Origin of the sequence: Mesorhizobium sp. L2C084A000, assembly GCF_000502875.1 — a bacterium.
Taxonomy (GTDB): domain Bacteria; phylum Pseudomonadota; class Alphaproteobacteria; order Rhizobiales; family Rhizobiaceae; genus Mesorhizobium.
The window spans coordinates 399,505-415,021 of the sequence record NZ_AYWX01000003.1 but is presented as its reverse complement, the minus strand read 5'-3'; the positions used below and the strand labels follow the sequence as shown (position 1 = coordinate 415,021).

Sequence of the window (15,517 nt, the reverse complement as noted above, 5' to 3'; positions counted from 1 at the left end):
CATACCGTCCCGGAATGGATCCTCGGGTCTGCGCAGGAGCTTCGCTCCCGCTCCGCCCGTGGATGACGAAAGGATGAGGCCTACTCCACCGTCACCGATTTCGCCAGATTGCGCGGCTGGTCGACGTCGGTGCCCATAAAGACGGCGGTGAAATAGGCGAGCATCTGGATCGGCAGCGCGTAGATGATCGGCGAGATGATTTCCGGCACGTCCGGCAGCACGATCGTCTCCATCGTCTTGACGCTCGTCAGTGCCGCACCCTTGCTGTCGGTGATCAGGATGATCTTGCCGCCGCGCGCCGCCACTTCCTGCATGTTCGACACGGTTTTTTCGAAAATGCGGTCGTGCGGCGCGATGACGATGACCGGCATGTTCTCGTCGATCAGTGCGATCGGGCCGTGCTTCAGTTCGCCGGCTGCATAGCCTTCGGCGTGGATATAGGAGATTTCCTTGAGCTTTAGCGCGCCTTCCATGGCCAGCGGGAAATTGGTGTCGCGGCCGAGATAGAGCACGTTCTTATAGTGAGCGAGGTCGCGCGCGGTCTTTTCGATCTGATGGTCGAGCTTCAGCACCTGATTGGCATAGCGCGGTGCTTCCGAAAGCTCGCGCACAAAGGTCTTTTCCTGCTCCTTCGAGATCGTACCGCGCGCCACGCCAGCCCGCACGGCAAGCGATGCCAGCACCGACAACTGGCAGGTGAACGCCTTGGTGGAGGCGACGCCGATTTCCGGCCCGGCGAGCGTCGGCAGCACGACGTCGGATTCGCGCGCCATGGTCGATTCGCGCACATTGACGACGGCGCCGATCTTCATCCCCGCCTTGCGGCAGTAGCGCAGCGAGGCCAGCGTGTCGGCGGTCTCGCCCGATTGCGAGATGAAGAAGGCGGCATCGTTCTTCGACAGCGGCATTTCGCGGTAACGGAATTCCGAAGCGACATCGATATCGACCGGCAGTCGCGCGTAGCGCTCGAACCAGTACTTGCCAATCAGGCCGGCGAGATAGGCGGTGCCGCAGGCCGAAATCGCCAGCCGGTCGATTTTGGCGAAATCGAAAGGCAGGTCGAGCGGCTTGGAGACGCCGCCGACAAAATCCAGATAATTCGCCAGCGTGTGCGAGATCACCTCGGGCTGTTCATGGATTTCCTTCTCCATGAAGTGGCGTCTATTGCCCTTGTCGACCATGAAACTGGTCGAGAGGGACTGCTGGCGCTTGCGGTCGACCTTTGTGCCGTCGATGTCGAAGATGGTGACGCCGTCGCGGCGCACCACCGCCCAGTCGCCATCTTCGAGATAGGTGATCGAATTGGTGAACGGGGCGAGCGCGATGGCGTCTGAACCCAGAAACATCTCGCCATCGCCATGGCCGACAGCCAGCGGCGGACCGTTGCGCGCGCCGACGATCAGGTCTTCATCGCCCTTGAACATGATGGCCAGCGCGAAAGCGCCTTCCAGCCGCTTCAGCGCCTGGTGCGCGGCATCAACCGGCTTCAGCCCCCTGGCGAGTTCGCGCGCCACCAGATGCGCCACGACCTCGGTGTCGGTCTGCGACGAAAAAGAATAGCCGTCGCGGATCAGCTCGGCGCGCAGTTCGGCGAAATTCTCGATGATGCCGTTGTGGACGATGGCGACGCCATCGGAAAAATGCGGGTGCGCATTGGTCTCGTTGGGCACGCCATGCGTCGCCCAGCGTGTGTGACCGATGCCGATCGTGCCGTCGAGCGGCTCGTCCTTGAGCCGGCGCTCCAGGTTGATCAGCTTGCCTTCGGCGCGGCGGCGGGCGAGTTCGCCACGCTCGATGGTGGCGACGCCGGCCGAGTCATAGCCGCGGTACTCCAACCGCTTCAACGCATCGACGATGAGCGGCGCAACCTGCGAGTGGCCGACGATTCCAACGATACCGCACATGCAGAAAGCCCCCGATTCCCCGGAAAACCAGCGCTATTTAGGGATGGCCGGCCTGCCGTGGAAAGTCACATTGCATTTCGTCCCGTATAACGGAACGCTCATTCTGTCGATGCACCATGACAGGCCGCCTTGCAATCCGGTTACTGCAATCGTTCGGTTTGTCAGGCTTCGGTTTTCAGACGATGGTTTTCACCAGAGAGATATCTCGCTAATAGCCCTGCCATGAGCGAGAGCAAGCCCACCGTAACCCTCTGGCGCCCTGTCGGCCCCAGGGAACTGAAACTGATCCAGGCCTCGGGGATGCAGGCGTTTCCGCCGCGCCTGCCCGAGCAGCCCATTTTCTATCCCGTGACGACCGAAGCCTATGCGGTGCAGATCGCACGCGACTGGAACGTGCCGGCCAGCGGCTCGGGGTTCGTCACCCGGTTCGACGTTCTCAAGAGCTTTCTCGACCGCTACCGGGTCGAGCACGCTGGCAGCAAGGCGCATCTGGAATACTGGATTCCGGCCGAAGATCTCCCTGAATTCAACAAGGCGATCGTCGGCAAGATCGAAGTCACAGCCGCTTTCGGCAAGGACGCGAAGACTTCCGGCTAACGCCCGTTATCCAGCAGCCTTTTTCTTCGCCGCCGCCGCCGAAGCAAAGCGCTCGCGCAATTCCTTGCCCTTGCCTGGAATCGTCTTCTGGCGGGCGCGGCCGAAGGCCAGCGCGTCGTCGGGCACGCTTTCGGTGATCACGCTGCCCGAGGCGATGTAGCCGCCCTTGCCGATGGTGACAGGCGCCACCAGCGACGAATTGGAGCCAATGAACGCGCCCTCGCCGATGTCCGTGAAGAATTTCGAATAGCCGTCGTAATTGCATGTGATGGTGCCGGCGCCGATATTGGCACCCGCGCCGACGCGGGCATCGCCGATATAGGTCAGATGGTTGACCTTGGCGCCCTCCTCGATAACCGCCTGCTTGACCTCGCAGAAATTACCGACCTTGGCCTTGTTTCGGAGATCCGCGCCCGGCCGCAGCCGCGCGTACGGCCCGACATCGCAATTGGACGCAATGGTGGCGCCCTCGATATGGCTGAAGGCATGGATCTTGGCGCCCGTGGCGATTTTCACGCCCGGGCCGAACCAGACATTGGGCTCGACGATGGTGTCAGCGCCGATCTCGGTGTCGTGCGAGAAGTACACGGTCTCCGGCGCGATCAGCGTCACGCCCGACAGCATTGCCTCATGGCGGCGGCGCGCCTGCCAGATGCCCTCGGCCTGCGCCAGTTCGGCGCGATTGTTGATGCCGAGCGCGCTCTCGAAGCTGGCTTCGGTGGCGACGACATCGAGGCCTCGCGCGCCGGCGATCTCGACAATGTCGGTGAGGTAATACTCGCCTTTGGCATTCTTGTTGTCGACCTGATCGAGCAGCGTCAGCGCGTGAGCGCCGGCTACCGCCATCATCCCGGCATTGCAGAAGCCGATTTTTTTCTCCTCCTCGGAGCAATCCTTTTCCTCGCGGATGGCGACCAGCTTGCCGTCCTTTTCGATCAGCCGGCCATAGCCCGTCGGGCTGGGCGGACGGAAGCCAACCACCACGACGGCCGCACCTTCCGCCAGTTTCAGCCGCGCCACGGTCAGCGCATCGGCGTCGATCAGCGGCGTGTCGCCGAACATCACCAGGATATCGTCATAACCCTTTGATATCGCATCGCGCGCGGCGAGCACGGCATGCGCGGTGCCGAGGCGCTTGTCCTGCACGAAGGTCTCGGCCTTTGGAGCGAATTTCGCCGCCGCCTTGCGCATCTCTTCGGCCCCATGGCCGATCACCAGCGCCTGGCTGCCGGCACCAGCGGCTTCGGCTGCCTTCACCACATGGGCGACCATCGGCAGGCCGGCGATCTGGTGCAGCACCTTCGGCAGCACGCTCTTCATGCGCGTGCCTTCGCCGGCGGCAAGGATGACGGACAGGCAGGATCTCTGGCTCATGGAACGACAACCATATGAAAGGGTTGGGAATCAAAGCATGCTAGCAGTGGCGCCATGCTTCACCAATGCGGTTAAATTCCGGTGAGGTGGGAGCGGAGGCGTTCAGGATTCGATCCGCGTTGCCGTAGGCATCCGCGTCGCCCTAAGCAAAAGCAAAGCGATAGCCGGTGCTGTTAGATCATGTTAAATTTTCTAATCGTCTCGGGGATAATTCACATGTGGCCGTTTTCAAAAAAGCAGTCGAATATCTCGCGAGAAATTGTTTCGAGCGCCGACCAGAAAAATTCAAGGCTTGGTAGTGTAGAGAACTTTGCAAGGTATCTTGGCGTTGACATCACCCCCTACGGAGCAGGTGTCGCGCTACTGTCTCTCGAGAGCGGATACAGCGAAGCCGAAACAGCATCACATTTCGCGGTTGTAACTTTGGCTCGCGACATTCGGGAGGCAGGATTCGATATCGAAAAGATAGTGCGATTTGCGCCCATTGCCATGGCAACGCTTGAATGCCTGAAGGAGCTGAAAGATCGAGGATTAATGCGCGAAGAAATTTGGCAAAATGACACCACGGCGATTGGCAAGATCGCTTTTCCAAGTCCGGATACCCATTCTTGGATCGAGCGAGTTCTCAGCGATCCCACGGTAGCTCGTGACCGCGTTGCGGTGAGCCGCATCCAAATTTAGATCAAACCTACCCCAGCCGCCCCAGCACCGGAAAATTCTCCAGCAGCCAATACGACACCGTCTGCACGCCACCAGTGAGGAAAAACACCCCGGCGACGACCAGCAGCGCGCCGATCGCTTTTTCGACGCGGCCGAGATGGACGCGGAATTTGCCGAGGAAGCGCATGAAGGCGCCGGAAAACAGTGCGGCGATCAGGAATGGGATGCCCAGCCCGAGCGAATAGGCGGCGAGCAGCAGCGCGCCCTCGCCCACCGTTTCGCGGCCACCTGCCAGCGTCAGGATCGGCCCCAGCACCGGGCCGATGCAGGGCGTCCAGCCGAAGGCGAAGGCCAGTCCCATGACATAGGCCGCGACGGCACTTGCCGGCTTGCCCTGCGACTGGAAGCGCGCCTCGCGCGACAGCAGCGGAATGCGCAGGATGCCGAGGAAATTCAGGCCCATCAGGATGATCAGCACACCGGCGCCCATTGCCAGCGGCTCCTGCCAGACGCGCAGCAGCCGGCCGATGGTCGAGGCGCCGGCGCCCAGCGCGACAAAGACGGTCGAGAAGCCGAGCACGAAGGCGATCGAGGAAAAGAGCAGCGCGCCGCGTGCGCCTTCACGCGCTGTCGCACCGGCATTGCCGCGGAAATCGTCGACCGACACGCCGGCCATATAACAGAGATAAGGCGGCACCAGCGGCAGCACGCAAGGCGACAGGAACGAGATAGCTCCCGCCCCGATCGCGCTGACATAGCCGATGTCCAATGCCATTTCCAAGAACTCCAATGCCGTGACGCCGATATAGCGACGCGCAGCCTTGTCCACCAATCACCATTGTGTTGGCAAGATCATCCATTGCCCGACGCACTTGCCAGGAAGAAACCACAGCCCGCAGGCGTTGATGCTGTGAGGCCGCGATTTCCCGCGCGTCTCCAGATATCAGTCAGGGAGATTTCCATGAAAACCATAACCGCAGGACTGGCAGCGCTTCTACTCAGCACAGCCGCATCCTTCGCCGCCGACGCGTGGAAGGAAGCCGAGGTCAATGGCACCAAGATCTACACCNATCCTTCGCCGCCGAAGCGTGGAAGGAAGCGGAAGTCGCTGGCACCAAGATCTACACCGATGCCAACGGCATGACGCTCTATACCTATGACAAGGACGAGAAGGGCAAGACCAACTGCTATGACAAATGCGCCACCAACTGGCCGCCGCTGAAGGCCGAAGCCGGCGCCAAGGCGGATGACGAATGGACCGTTGTCGACCGCACCGACGGCACCAAGATGTGGGCCTATGACGGCAAGCCGGTCTACACCTTCATAAAGGACAAGAAGCCCGGCGACGTGACCGGCGACGGCGTCGGCGAAGTCTGGCACATCGTCAAGGCCGACTAAGCCACTCTATCCCAGTCCCGCCTGCTGACTGGTCGCCGGGCATCGCTTCATGCCGCCGGCGGCCAGCATCAATCAGCCGTTCTGGCGTCGAACCGACGCTATTCCCGGCCGTCACTCCGCGACTCGGTGGAAAAGTGAAACCAGGTCGTTTTCGCCGGCTCGGCACCACATCTCCCTTTCCCAAAATTCTGTGATTTTCTCCATACACTCTTAGAGTGTATTGCTGCGGACCGGCCCGCAATTTGGGCGCTTCCCCTTGACCGGATGCAAAAGCGCGGCCATGTGAGCGACAAATAGAACGAGATTTCGTCGCGCGCAGCGGAATTCTTCTGCCGCACCACAGCTGATATGAGACCTCATGGACGTCGTCGTCGTCGAATCGCCGGCCAAGGCGAAGACAATCAACAAATACCTCGGCAAGAACTACAAGGTTCTGGCCTCGTTCGGCCATGTCAGGGATTTGCCGGCCAAGGATGGCTCGGTGCGTCCGGATGAGGATTTCGCCATGTCCTGGGCGGTCGACACCGCCTCTGGCAAACGCCTCGCCGACATCGCCAAGGCGGTCAAGGACGCCGACGGCCTGATCCTCGCCACCGATCCGGATCGCGAAGGCGAAGCGATTTCCTGGCATGTGCTGGAAGTGCTGAAGCAGAAGCGCGCGCTGAAGGACAAGCCGGTCAGCCGCGTCGTCTTCAACGCCATCACCAAATCGTCGGTGCTGGAGGCGATGGCCAATCCGCGCCAGATCGATGCACCGCTGGTCGATGCCTACCTCGCCCGCCGGGCGCTGGATTATCTCGTCGGCTTCACGCTGTCGCCGGTGCTGTGGCGCAAGCTGCCGGGCGCCCGCTCGGCCGGCCGCGTCCAGTCGGTTGCGTTGCGTCTCGTCTGCGACCGCGAATCCGAGATCGAGCGCTTCATCCGCGAGGAATACTGGCAGATCGCCGCCCTGCTGGGCACGCCGCGCAACGAGAATTTTGAAGCGCGGCTGACCGCCTTCGACCGCAAGAAGCTGCAAAAGCTCGACATTTCCAACAAGGCGCAGGCCGACGACATCAAGTCGATGCTTGATGGCGCAACCTTCAAGGCGGTGTCGGTGGAAGCCAAGCCGACCAAGCGCAATCCCGGCCCGCCCTTCACCACTTCGACCCTGCAGCAGGCCGCTTCGTCAGGTCTCGGCTTCTCGGCCAGCCGCACCATGCAGGTGGCGCAACGCCTCTATGAAGGCATGGAGATCGGCGGCGAGACCACAGGTCTCATCACCTATATGCGAACCGACGGCGTGCAGATGGCACCCGAGGCGATCGACGCCGCACGCGACGCCATTACCAAGGAATTCGGCGCAAAATACCTGCCGGAAAAGCCGCGCCAGTATACGGCCAAGGCCAAGAACGCCCAGGAAGCGCACGAGGCGATCCGCCCGACGGATTTCATGCGCACGCCGGCATCGGTCAGGCAATATCTCGATTCCGACCAGATGCGGCTCTATGAGCTGATCTGGAAGCGCGCCATCGCCAGCCAGATGCAGTCGGCCGAGATCGAGCGCACCACCGCCGAGATCGAAGCGGTCAATGGATCGCGCACCGCCGAGCTTCGCGCCGTCGGCTCGGTCGTTCGCTTCGACGGCTTCATTGCCGCCTACACCGACCAGAAGGACGACGATACGGAAGACGAGGAAAATCGTCGCCTGCCCGAAATCCGCGCCGGCGAGCAGCTTGCCCGCCAGGCGATCAATGCCACCCAGCACACCACCGAGCCGCCGCCGCGCTATTCCGAGGCGTCGCTGATCAAGAAGCTGGAAGAACTCGGCATCGGTCGGCCTTCCACCTATACGGCGATCCTGAAGACGCTCGAAGACCGCGACTATGTCACCATCGACAAGCGCCGGCTGGTGCCGCAGGCCAAGGGCCGGCTGCTGTCGGCCTTCCTCGAAAGCTTCTTCAAGCGCTATGTCGAGTACGACTTCACCGCGTCCCTCGAGGAAAAGCTCGACGAGATCTCGGACGGCAAGCTCGCCTGGAAGGACGTGCTGCGCGATTTCTGGAAGGATTTTTCCGGTGCCGTCGCCGACATCAAGGAACTGCGCGTCACCGACGTGCTCGACGCGCTCAATGAGGAACTGGCGCCGCTGGTGTTTCCCGCGCGCGAAGACGGTTCGAACCCGCGCATCTGCCCGAAATGCGGCACCGGCAATCTGTCGCTGAAACTCGGCAAGTTCGGCGCCTTCGTCGGTTGCTCCAACTATCCCGAATGCTCCTTCACCCGCCAGCTCGGCGACGCCGCCAATCCGAATGGCGAGAATGGCGGCGGCGAGGACGGCACCAAGGTCATCGGTAAGGATCCCTACACGTCAGAGGAAATCACGCTGCGGAGCGGCCGCTTCGGCCCCTACCTGCAGCGCGGCGACGGCAAGGAAGCCAAGCGCTCCAGCCTGCCCAAGGGCTGGACGGCAGAATCGATCGATCACGAAAAGGCGCTGGCGCTGCTGTCGCTACCCCGCGATGTCGGCCAGCATCCGGAAACGGCCAAGATGATCTCGGCCGGGCTCGGCCGCTACGGTCCGTTCGTGCTGCATGACGGCACCTATGCCAATCTCGAGAGCATCGAGGACGTGTTCTCGATCGGCCTCAACCGCGCCGTGTCGGTGATCGCCGAGAAGCAGTTGAAGGGCAAGGGCGGACGCAATGGCGGCACTGCCGCTGCGCTCAAGGAGCTTGGCGACCATCCCGATGGCGGCGGCAAGATCGTCGTGCGCGACGGCAAATACGGACCTTACGTGAATTTCGGCAAGGTCAACGCCACCCTGCCCAAGGGCAGGGATCCACAGTCGGTGACCATCGAGGACGCGCTGGCGCTGATTGCCGAGAAGGAAGCCAAGGGCGGCGGCGGCAAGAAGCCGTTCCGCAAGGCAGCGGCGGCCAAGGCCCCGGCAACCAAGAAAGTAGCCGCCAAGAAGCCGGCTGCGAAGAAGCCGGCCGCGAAGAAAAAAGGATAGGGCAGCGTGGCGCGCAAGATCACCGGCAGAACCCACGGCGATCCGCGCACCGCCGACACCAGGGCCAAGGTCAAGGACGACTACCGGCCGTCGCGTGACGAAATCCTGCGCTACATCGCCGAAAATCCCGATCGCGCCGGCAAACGCGACATCGCAAAGGCGTTCGCGCTGCGCGGCGACGATCGCATCTGGCTGAAGGACATTTTGCGCGACTTGCAGGACGAAGGCGTCCTTACCAAGGAGCGCAAGGGGTTGGCCCGCGTCGGCGCCCTGCCCCATGTCACGGTCCTCGATATTTTTGACCGTGATGCCGATGGCGTGCTCTTGGCGCGTCCTACCGAACACACGGCCAATGGACCGCCGCCCATCGTTTCCATCCGCCTGTCGCGCAGTGGCAGTGGACCGGCGCCCGGCATTGGCGACCGCGTGCTGGCCAAGACCTTTCCGGCCGACGAGACGAACGTTGCCCTGGGCGGCCCCGCCTACACCGGGCGGGTGGTGAAGATTTTCGAAAAACGCACCGATGCCGTGCTCGGTGTCTTTCGCATCTTGCAGGACGGCACCTTCCGCATCGAGCCGGTGGAACGGCGCCAGCCCGAACTGATCGTCGACAAGGAATTCCAGAACGGCGCCAAGAACGGCGACCTGGTCGAGGTCGAGCCCGCGCGGGCTTCCCGCTATGGGCTGCCGAGAGCCAAGGTGCTCAACGTGCTGGGTTCGCTGACCAGCGAAAAGGCGGTCTCGATGATCGCCATCCACGCACACGACATTCCGCATATCTTCCCGGCCGACGTCATCGCAGAATCCGAAGCGGTCAAACCCGCGACGCTGGATCACCGCGAGGATTGGCGCGACCTGCCGTTGATCACCATCGATCCGGCCGACGCCAAGGATCATGACGACGCCGTCTTCGCCACGCCGGATCTCGACGAGAAGAACCCGGGCGGCGTGGTCGCCACTGTCGCCATCGCCGACGTCGCCGCCTATGTGCGCTACGGCACGGCACTCGACCGCGAAGCGCTGAAGCGCGGCAATTCGGTGTATTTCCCGGATCGCGTCGTGCCGATGCTGCCCGAGCGCATCTCCAACGATCTCTGCTCGCTGCGCGAGGGCCAGGACCGGCCGGCATTGGCAGTGCGCATGGTTTTTTCGGCCGAGGGCCGCAAGCTCAGGCACTCCTTCCATCGCGTCATGATGAAGTCGGCGGCAAAGCTCGCCTACCAGCAGGCTCAGGCGGCGATCGAGGGCGCGCCGGACGACAAGACAGGCCCTATCCTCAAAACCGTGCTGAAGCCACTGTGGGACGCCTATGCGATCCTGAAGCGCGGCCGCGATGGCCGCCAGCCGCTCGAACTCGACCTGCCGGAGCGCAAGATCGTGCTAAAGCCGGACGGCACCGTCGATCGCGTCATCGTGCCGGACCGGCTCGATGCCCACAAGCTCATCGAAGAATTCATGATCCAGGCCAATGTCGCGGCGGCCGAAACGCTCGAGGCGAAGAAACAGGAACTGGTCTATCGCGTCCATGACGCGCCATCGCTGGCCAAACAGGAATCGCTGCGCGAGTTCCTGCAGACATTGGGCCTGTCACTTGCGCGCGGCGCGCAGATGCAGCCAAGCCAGTTCAACGGCATTTTGGAGCGCGTGCGCGGCGCCGACAATGAAGGCCTGGTCAACGAAGTGGTTCTGCGCTCGCAGAGCCAAGCCGAATACTCGCCAAAGAACATCGGCCATTTCGGTCTCAACCTCCGCCGCTACGCCCATTTCACCTCACCGATCCGCCGCTATGCCGATTTGATCGTGCATCGCGGACTAATTGCCGCACTCGGATTGGGTCCGGGCGGACTGACGCAGGACGAAGCGGCACGGCTCGAAGATGTCGCCGTGCTGATTTCCGGCACGGAACGCCGCGCAATGGCGGCCGAGCGGGACACGGTCGACCGTCTGATCGCCAGCTATCTCGCCGAACGCGTCGACGACCGGTTCGATGCCCGCATCTCCGGCGTCACCAAGTCAGGACTATTTGTCCAATTGCCGCAGTACGGCGCGGATGGTTTCATCCCGGTGTCAACTCTGGGCGGCGATTACTATATATACGATGAAACGGCCCGCTCCCTGTTCGGAGAACGCTCGGGCAAAGGTTATCAGCTCGCGGACCGTGTCGAGGTCCGACTCATCGAGGTGGCGCCGATGGCCGGGGCGATGCGCTTCGAGATGTTGACCGACCCGAAGCCTCTGCCGGGCTCCAAACGGTCGTTTCACAAGGCCAAGGGCCGCGCCCGCGCGTCGCAATCGCGACCGGGTTCGCGCGGCAGGAGACGATGATGACAACAGCCATGGAAGAACAGGTTTTCGGCGGAGAACATCACTCGGGCCGGACCACGCGCCCGCTGTGGACGGCGATGAAGCGCGGCCTGCTCGGCCGCTGCCCGCATTGCGGCGAAGGCAAGCTGTTTCGCGCTTTCACCAAGACCGTCGACACATGCAGTGTCTGTGGCGAGGAATTGCATCACCACCGGGCCGACGACCTGCCCGCCTATCTCGTCATCGTCATCGTCGGCCATATCGTGCTGGGCGCCTTCATGGGCGTTGAGGCGACGTCGACGCTGTCCACATGGCAGCACATCGCCATCTGGGTGCCGCTGACCATCCTTTTGTCGGTTGCGCTGCTGCAGCCGATCAAGGGTGCTGTCATCGGACTGCAATGGGCCTTCTATATGCACGGCTTCGGCGGCGAGCACGACGTGATCGAGCCGCATCCCGGAGCCTAGGCCGCAGCCAGGAATGCTGCCTGGCGCAACATACCGACCGTGAAAGGCCACTTTCGCTTGCCAGAAGTTTCCGCTAGGTCCTGCGCATGGACGGTATGACCAAGGCGGAAGTCGACAAGATCGAGCGGAGCATGGTCGCTCATAGCGACCGGCCAATCCGCCCGCGCGACGCGGCAACCCTCATCCTGCTCGACCGCAAGGACGATGACGTGCTGGTTCTGATGGGTCGCCGTCATGCCGGCCACGCCTTCATGCCGGGCAAGTTCGTCTTTCCCGGCGGCCGCACCGATCCGGCCGACAGCCGCATACCGGTCGTCGCCGCCCTGCATCCGGAGCAGGAAGCCAGGCTGATCGCCGGGCCAGGGCGCACAAGCGCCGCACGAGCCCGCGCCATCGCCCTGTCGGCCATCCGCGAAACCTATGAGGAAGCCGGGCTGCTGATCGGCCGCAAGGGTGCCTTCGCAACCTCCAGGTCCGACTGGCAGGGTTTTGCCGAACACGGCGTGCAACCCTCGCTGGACATGCTGCGCTTCGTCGCGCGCGCGATCACGCCGCCCAACCGGGTGCGCCGCTTCGACACCCGCTTCTTCAGCGCCTGGCGTGATGACGTCGCGGTCGAACTGCCCGGTGGCGGTCCGACCAACGAACTGGAAGAGCTGGTCTGGCTGCCGCTTGCCAAGGCCAGGGAAGCCGACATACCCGACATCACCCGAATGATCCTGGGCGAGCTGGAAAAGCGCCTCGCCCATGACCCGCTGTTGCGTCCAGGCGGCCCCGTGCCCTTCTACCGGCTTGTCCGCAGCCGCTTCACCCGCGAACTTCTCTAGAGCAATTCCAGGAAAAGTGTGACGCGGTTTTCCGCCCGGAATTGCGTAAGATCAAACAGGCAGAGTATTCAGCATCCCATGACGGTCGATACTCAACCACAGGGCGACGAACGCGTACACTGGCTGCCGATGGTGGCGGCGATCTCGTCGATCAGCGTCGTCGGCATCGCCATCGGCCTTGGCATGCCATTGCTCAGCGTCATCCTCGAAACGCGCGGCCATTCGGCTTCGATGATCGGCCTCAACACCGCCGTCGCCGGCCTCGCCTCGATCGCCGGAGCGCCGCTGGCGACCCCGCTCGCCATGCGCTTCGGCGTTGCCTGGACAATGATCGCCATGATCGCCGCCGGCGCGCTGGCCTTTGTCGGCTTTCATTTCGCACCCGATTTCTGGATGTGGTTTCCGCTGCGCATCGTGCTGCACATTGCGCTGACGGTGCTGTTCATCCTGTCCGAATTCTGGATCAGCACCTCGGCGCCGCCGCACCGACGCGGCCTTGTCCTGGGCATTTATGCCACTGTCCTGTCGCTCGGCTTTGCCGCCGGACCATGGCTGTTCGCCCATCTCGGCAGTTCCGGCTTCAGGCCGTTCGGCGTCATCATCGCGTTGGTGACGCTGGCGGCCATACCCGTGCTGGCAGCACGCAACGAGAGCCCGTCGATCGCCTCGGATGGCGAAACCAGCAATTTCCTGCGCTACATCTGGCTGGTGCCGTCGGCGACCGCTGCCGTGCTGGTGTTCGGCGCGGTGGAAACCGGCGGCTTTGCGCTGTTCCCGATCTATGGCAGCCGAATCGGCTATTCCGAAGCCGATGCAGCACTTCTCCTGACCATGATCGGCCTCGGCAATGTGTTGTTGCAGATCCCGATCGGCATGATCAGCGACCGCGTCAGCGATCGCCGCTACCTGCTGATTGCCTGCGCCACGGTCGGTCTTATCGGCACCGTCTTCATGCCCTTCTTCGCCCAGAATTGGCATCTGATGGCCGCGCTTCTGTTCGTCTGGGGCGGCGTCGTCGCTGCCATGTACACGATCGGCCTCGCCCATCTCGGCTCGCAGCTTTCCGGCCATGAACTGGCGTCGGCCAACGCCGCCTTCGTGCTGTGCTACGGCGTCGGCATGGTGCTCGGCCCGCAGGCGATCGGCATCGGCATGGATGCGTTCGGCCCGTCCGGCTTCGGCTGGTCGCTCGGCCTGTTCTTCGCGGCCTATATCGCTTTGGTCGCCGTCAGGTTGGTTCGCAAGATCCTGCTGTAGCGCGACTGCGGCCAGCCCTGCATTTGGCACGGCACGGTGACAGGCTGCTGACAGAACCGTGTCAGGAGCACAGGGCTAAAAAGGTGTCCCAAAACACTCGAGGACATTTCCATGATCGACAGCGGCTTTGAAACCACATCGCTACGAATGACACTGCTTCTGCTCGTAACGTTCCAGGCTCCGGCCGCCGACGTCGACCGCATCATGGATGCCGTGGTGGCGATTGCGCCGCTGGCCATGGGCAAGTATGACCGCAATGCCTATCAGTCGGCGCACGGCATCGAACGCTATAGGCCGCTTGACGGTGCGGCCGCCGGCGCCGAAACCGAATTGAGGCGGCGGCCCGGCACGGTCGAGGTTTCCTTCGAACTGCCGGACGATCAGGCGCTGGCCGCTCGTGTCGTCGAGGCGATTTTCCAAGCACATTCCTATCAGGAACCGGTGATCCGCATTCAACCGATTCTCGCCAGCCGTTCCAAGGGGCTGGACGACCGCGCCAATCCGAATCGCTGGTGGAACACGACCGGAGACTGGAAGAAGGTTGCTGCACCGGCGACAGAAACCGCATGATTTCCGTTCACCAGCAGGCTCAGGCGGATCGCACGAGGCTTGCCGGGCTTGACTTTCCGGGCGCGTTCTTTATGTGTCGCGCTAAGTTTCCCGCGTCCGGGTGTTTCCCCGTGCTCCAGCGGCCAAAACCCCACGAACAAACGGACTGATATCATGGCTAAAGCCGCAAACATCAAGATCAAGCTTCTGTCGACCGCCGACACCGGTTTCTTCTACGTGACCAGCAAGAACAGCCGCACCAAGACCGACAAGCTGTCGTTCCGCAAGTACGACCCGGTCGCCAAGAAGCACGTCGAATTCAAGGAAACCAAGATCAAGTAATCTGGGTTTCCCGCTGCAATGCCGAAACGCCGCCCAATGGGCGGCGTTTTTCGTTTGTAGCCAATTGATTTCGTTGCATCCGAGCAGAGACTCCAGCCAAAGGATTGACCCTTCGCCATGGTTGCGGCACCCTTGGCCGTGGGTTGGGTGTCACGAACAAGGCGCCTATGGATGTCGAAGAAGTTGAAAGCTGCAATCATTGCAGCCCTTGTCGCTCTGGCTGCTGGTTTCGCCGTCAGCCACGGGCTGATAAGCCAGCAGACGGCCGATGAGATCAAGGCCAGGACTGACCAGGTTCTGACTGAGGAAGAGGCCGCACAGCCTGCACCTCAGCCTGACAGCCCCGCCCCGCCTTCCACGGAACCCGCACCGCAGGCTCCGGCCCCTCCCGCCGCGGCACCCCCGCAAGGATCACAACCGGGTCAATGAAGAAGCCCCGCCGGCATGGGCTCCTCTCGTGCGATCGCGCCATCACCATACCTGCTGAGTGTATCGTTTTAATACAATCGCCGATTGGTAGACTTGCACCACGGATAGGCAGTTAGTTTCAGCGTCAGGCAAAAAGGGGGGAAATGCCTCGCACTGGGAGAAAACGATGTCCGTACAAAAAGGCGACTTTCGAACCAACAGAGCCGACTACGTGATTGCCGCGATGCATGGCGGAGTGACCGCCGAAGACAGCGTTCGAGACGAGAACCTGGCAAGGAGAAAGAAGTCCCTGTGGCTGAAGGAGCGGCGATCGGCCAAGTCGGCTGAGAACCCGTTGGACAGCTCGCCGCTGTCTAAAAGAAGCCCTCGCGGTTAGCGATTTACAATCACCCTTCCGCGATCACACCATAGCCG

Annotated in this window: 14 protein-coding genes; 11 read left to right on the top strand and 3 right to left on the bottom strand. The window is 62.4% G+C overall.

Features of this window, described 5'->3' with window-relative positions:
* Positions 1–80: 80 nt before the first annotated feature.
* A complete protein-coding gene (glmS, locus tag X735_RS155075) occupies positions 81–1,904 on the bottom strand; it encodes a glutamine--fructose-6-phosphate transaminase (isomerizing) (RefSeq protein WP_023810553.1) in 1,824 nt (607 codons plus the stop codon).
* Positions 1,905–2,126: 222 nt separating this feature from the next.
* Between glmS and X735_RS155080 the strand changes: the two genes are divergently transcribed.
* Entirely contained in the window at positions 2,127–2,501 is a 375-nt protein-coding gene (locus X735_RS155080) for a hypothetical protein (RefSeq protein ID WP_023810552.1), read from the top strand.
* A gap of 6 nt (positions 2,502–2,507) precedes the next feature.
* On the opposite strand, the gene glmU is transcribed toward X735_RS155080, so the two are convergent.
* Positions 2,508–3,875, bottom strand: coding sequence for a bifunctional UDP-N-acetylglucosamine diphosphorylase/glucosamine-1-phosphate N-acetyltransferase GlmU (glmU, locus tag X735_RS155085; protein ID WP_023810551.1), 1,368 nt, complete (start codon positions 3,873–3,875; stop codon positions 2,508–2,510).
* A 216-nt stretch (positions 3,876–4,091) separates the two neighbouring features.
* Between glmU and X735_RS155090 the strand changes: the two genes are divergently transcribed.
* Complete coding sequence (locus tag X735_RS155090) at positions 4,092–4,556, top strand: hypothetical protein (RefSeq protein ID WP_023810550.1); 465 nt, start codon at positions 4,092–4,094, stop codon at positions 4,554–4,556.
* 7 nt (positions 4,557–4,563) lie between these two features.
* Here X735_RS155090 and X735_RS155095 read toward each other — a convergent pair whose 3' ends face one another.
* Entirely contained in the window at positions 4,564–5,310 is a 747-nt protein-coding gene (locus tag X735_RS155095; RefSeq protein ID WP_023810549.1) for a cytochrome c biogenesis CcdA family protein, read from the bottom strand.
* 254 nt (positions 5,311–5,564) lie between these two features.
* Between X735_RS155095 and X735_RS155100 the strand changes: the two genes are divergently transcribed.
* From X735_RS155100 to X735_RS1000000167350, 9 genes are all read left to right on the top strand, one after another.
* Positions 5,565–5,933 (top strand): hypothetical protein, encoded by a 369-nt coding sequence (locus X735_RS155100; RefSeq protein ID WP_050592671.1) that lies wholly within the window; start codon positions 5,565–5,567, stop codon positions 5,931–5,933.
* A 358-nt stretch (positions 5,934–6,291) separates the two neighbouring features.
* Positions 6,292–8,928, top strand: a complete 2,637-nt coding sequence (topA, locus tag X735_RS155105) for a type I DNA topoisomerase (RefSeq protein WP_023810547.1) — start codon at positions 6,292–6,294, stop codon at positions 8,926–8,928.
* 6 nt (positions 8,929–8,934) lie between these two features.
* Positions 8,935–11,253, top strand: a complete 2,319-nt coding sequence (rnr, locus tag X735_RS155110; protein ID WP_023810546.1) for a ribonuclease R — start codon at positions 8,935–8,937, stop codon at positions 11,251–11,253.
* Between the two features lie 11 nt (positions 11,254–11,264).
* Positions 11,265–11,699, top strand: a complete 435-nt coding sequence (locus X735_RS155115; protein WP_023810545.1) for a DUF983 domain-containing protein — start codon at positions 11,265–11,267, stop codon at positions 11,697–11,699.
* Positions 11,700–11,785: 86 nt separating this feature from the next.
* Positions 11,786–12,526 carry an NUDIX domain-containing protein gene (locus X735_RS155120; RefSeq protein WP_023810544.1) on the top strand — a complete coding sequence of 247 codons (741 nt, stop codon included), beginning with the start codon at positions 11,786–11,788 and terminating at the stop codon, positions 12,524–12,526.
* A gap of 78 nt (positions 12,527–12,604) precedes the next feature.
* Positions 12,605–13,783 carry an MFS transporter gene (locus tag X735_RS155125; RefSeq protein ID WP_023810543.1) on the top strand — a complete coding sequence of 393 codons (1,179 nt, stop codon included), beginning with the start codon at positions 12,605–12,607 and terminating at the stop codon, positions 13,781–13,783.
* Between the two features lie 111 nt (positions 13,784–13,894).
* A complete protein-coding gene (locus X735_RS155130) occupies positions 13,895–14,353 on the top strand; it encodes a hypothetical protein (protein ID WP_023810542.1) in 459 nt (152 codons plus the stop codon).
* Between the two features lie 153 nt (positions 14,354–14,506).
* Positions 14,507–14,674, top strand: a complete 168-nt coding sequence (gene rpmG / locus X735_RS155135; protein ID WP_006201775.1) for a 50S ribosomal protein L33 — start codon at positions 14,507–14,509, stop codon at positions 14,672–14,674.
* A gap of 595 nt (positions 14,675–15,269) precedes the next feature.
* Entirely contained in the window at positions 15,270–15,479 is a 210-nt protein-coding gene (locus X735_RS1000000167350) for a hypothetical protein (protein WP_013531922.1), read from the top strand.
* The last annotated feature ends 38 nt before the right edge of the window (positions 15,480–15,517 follow it).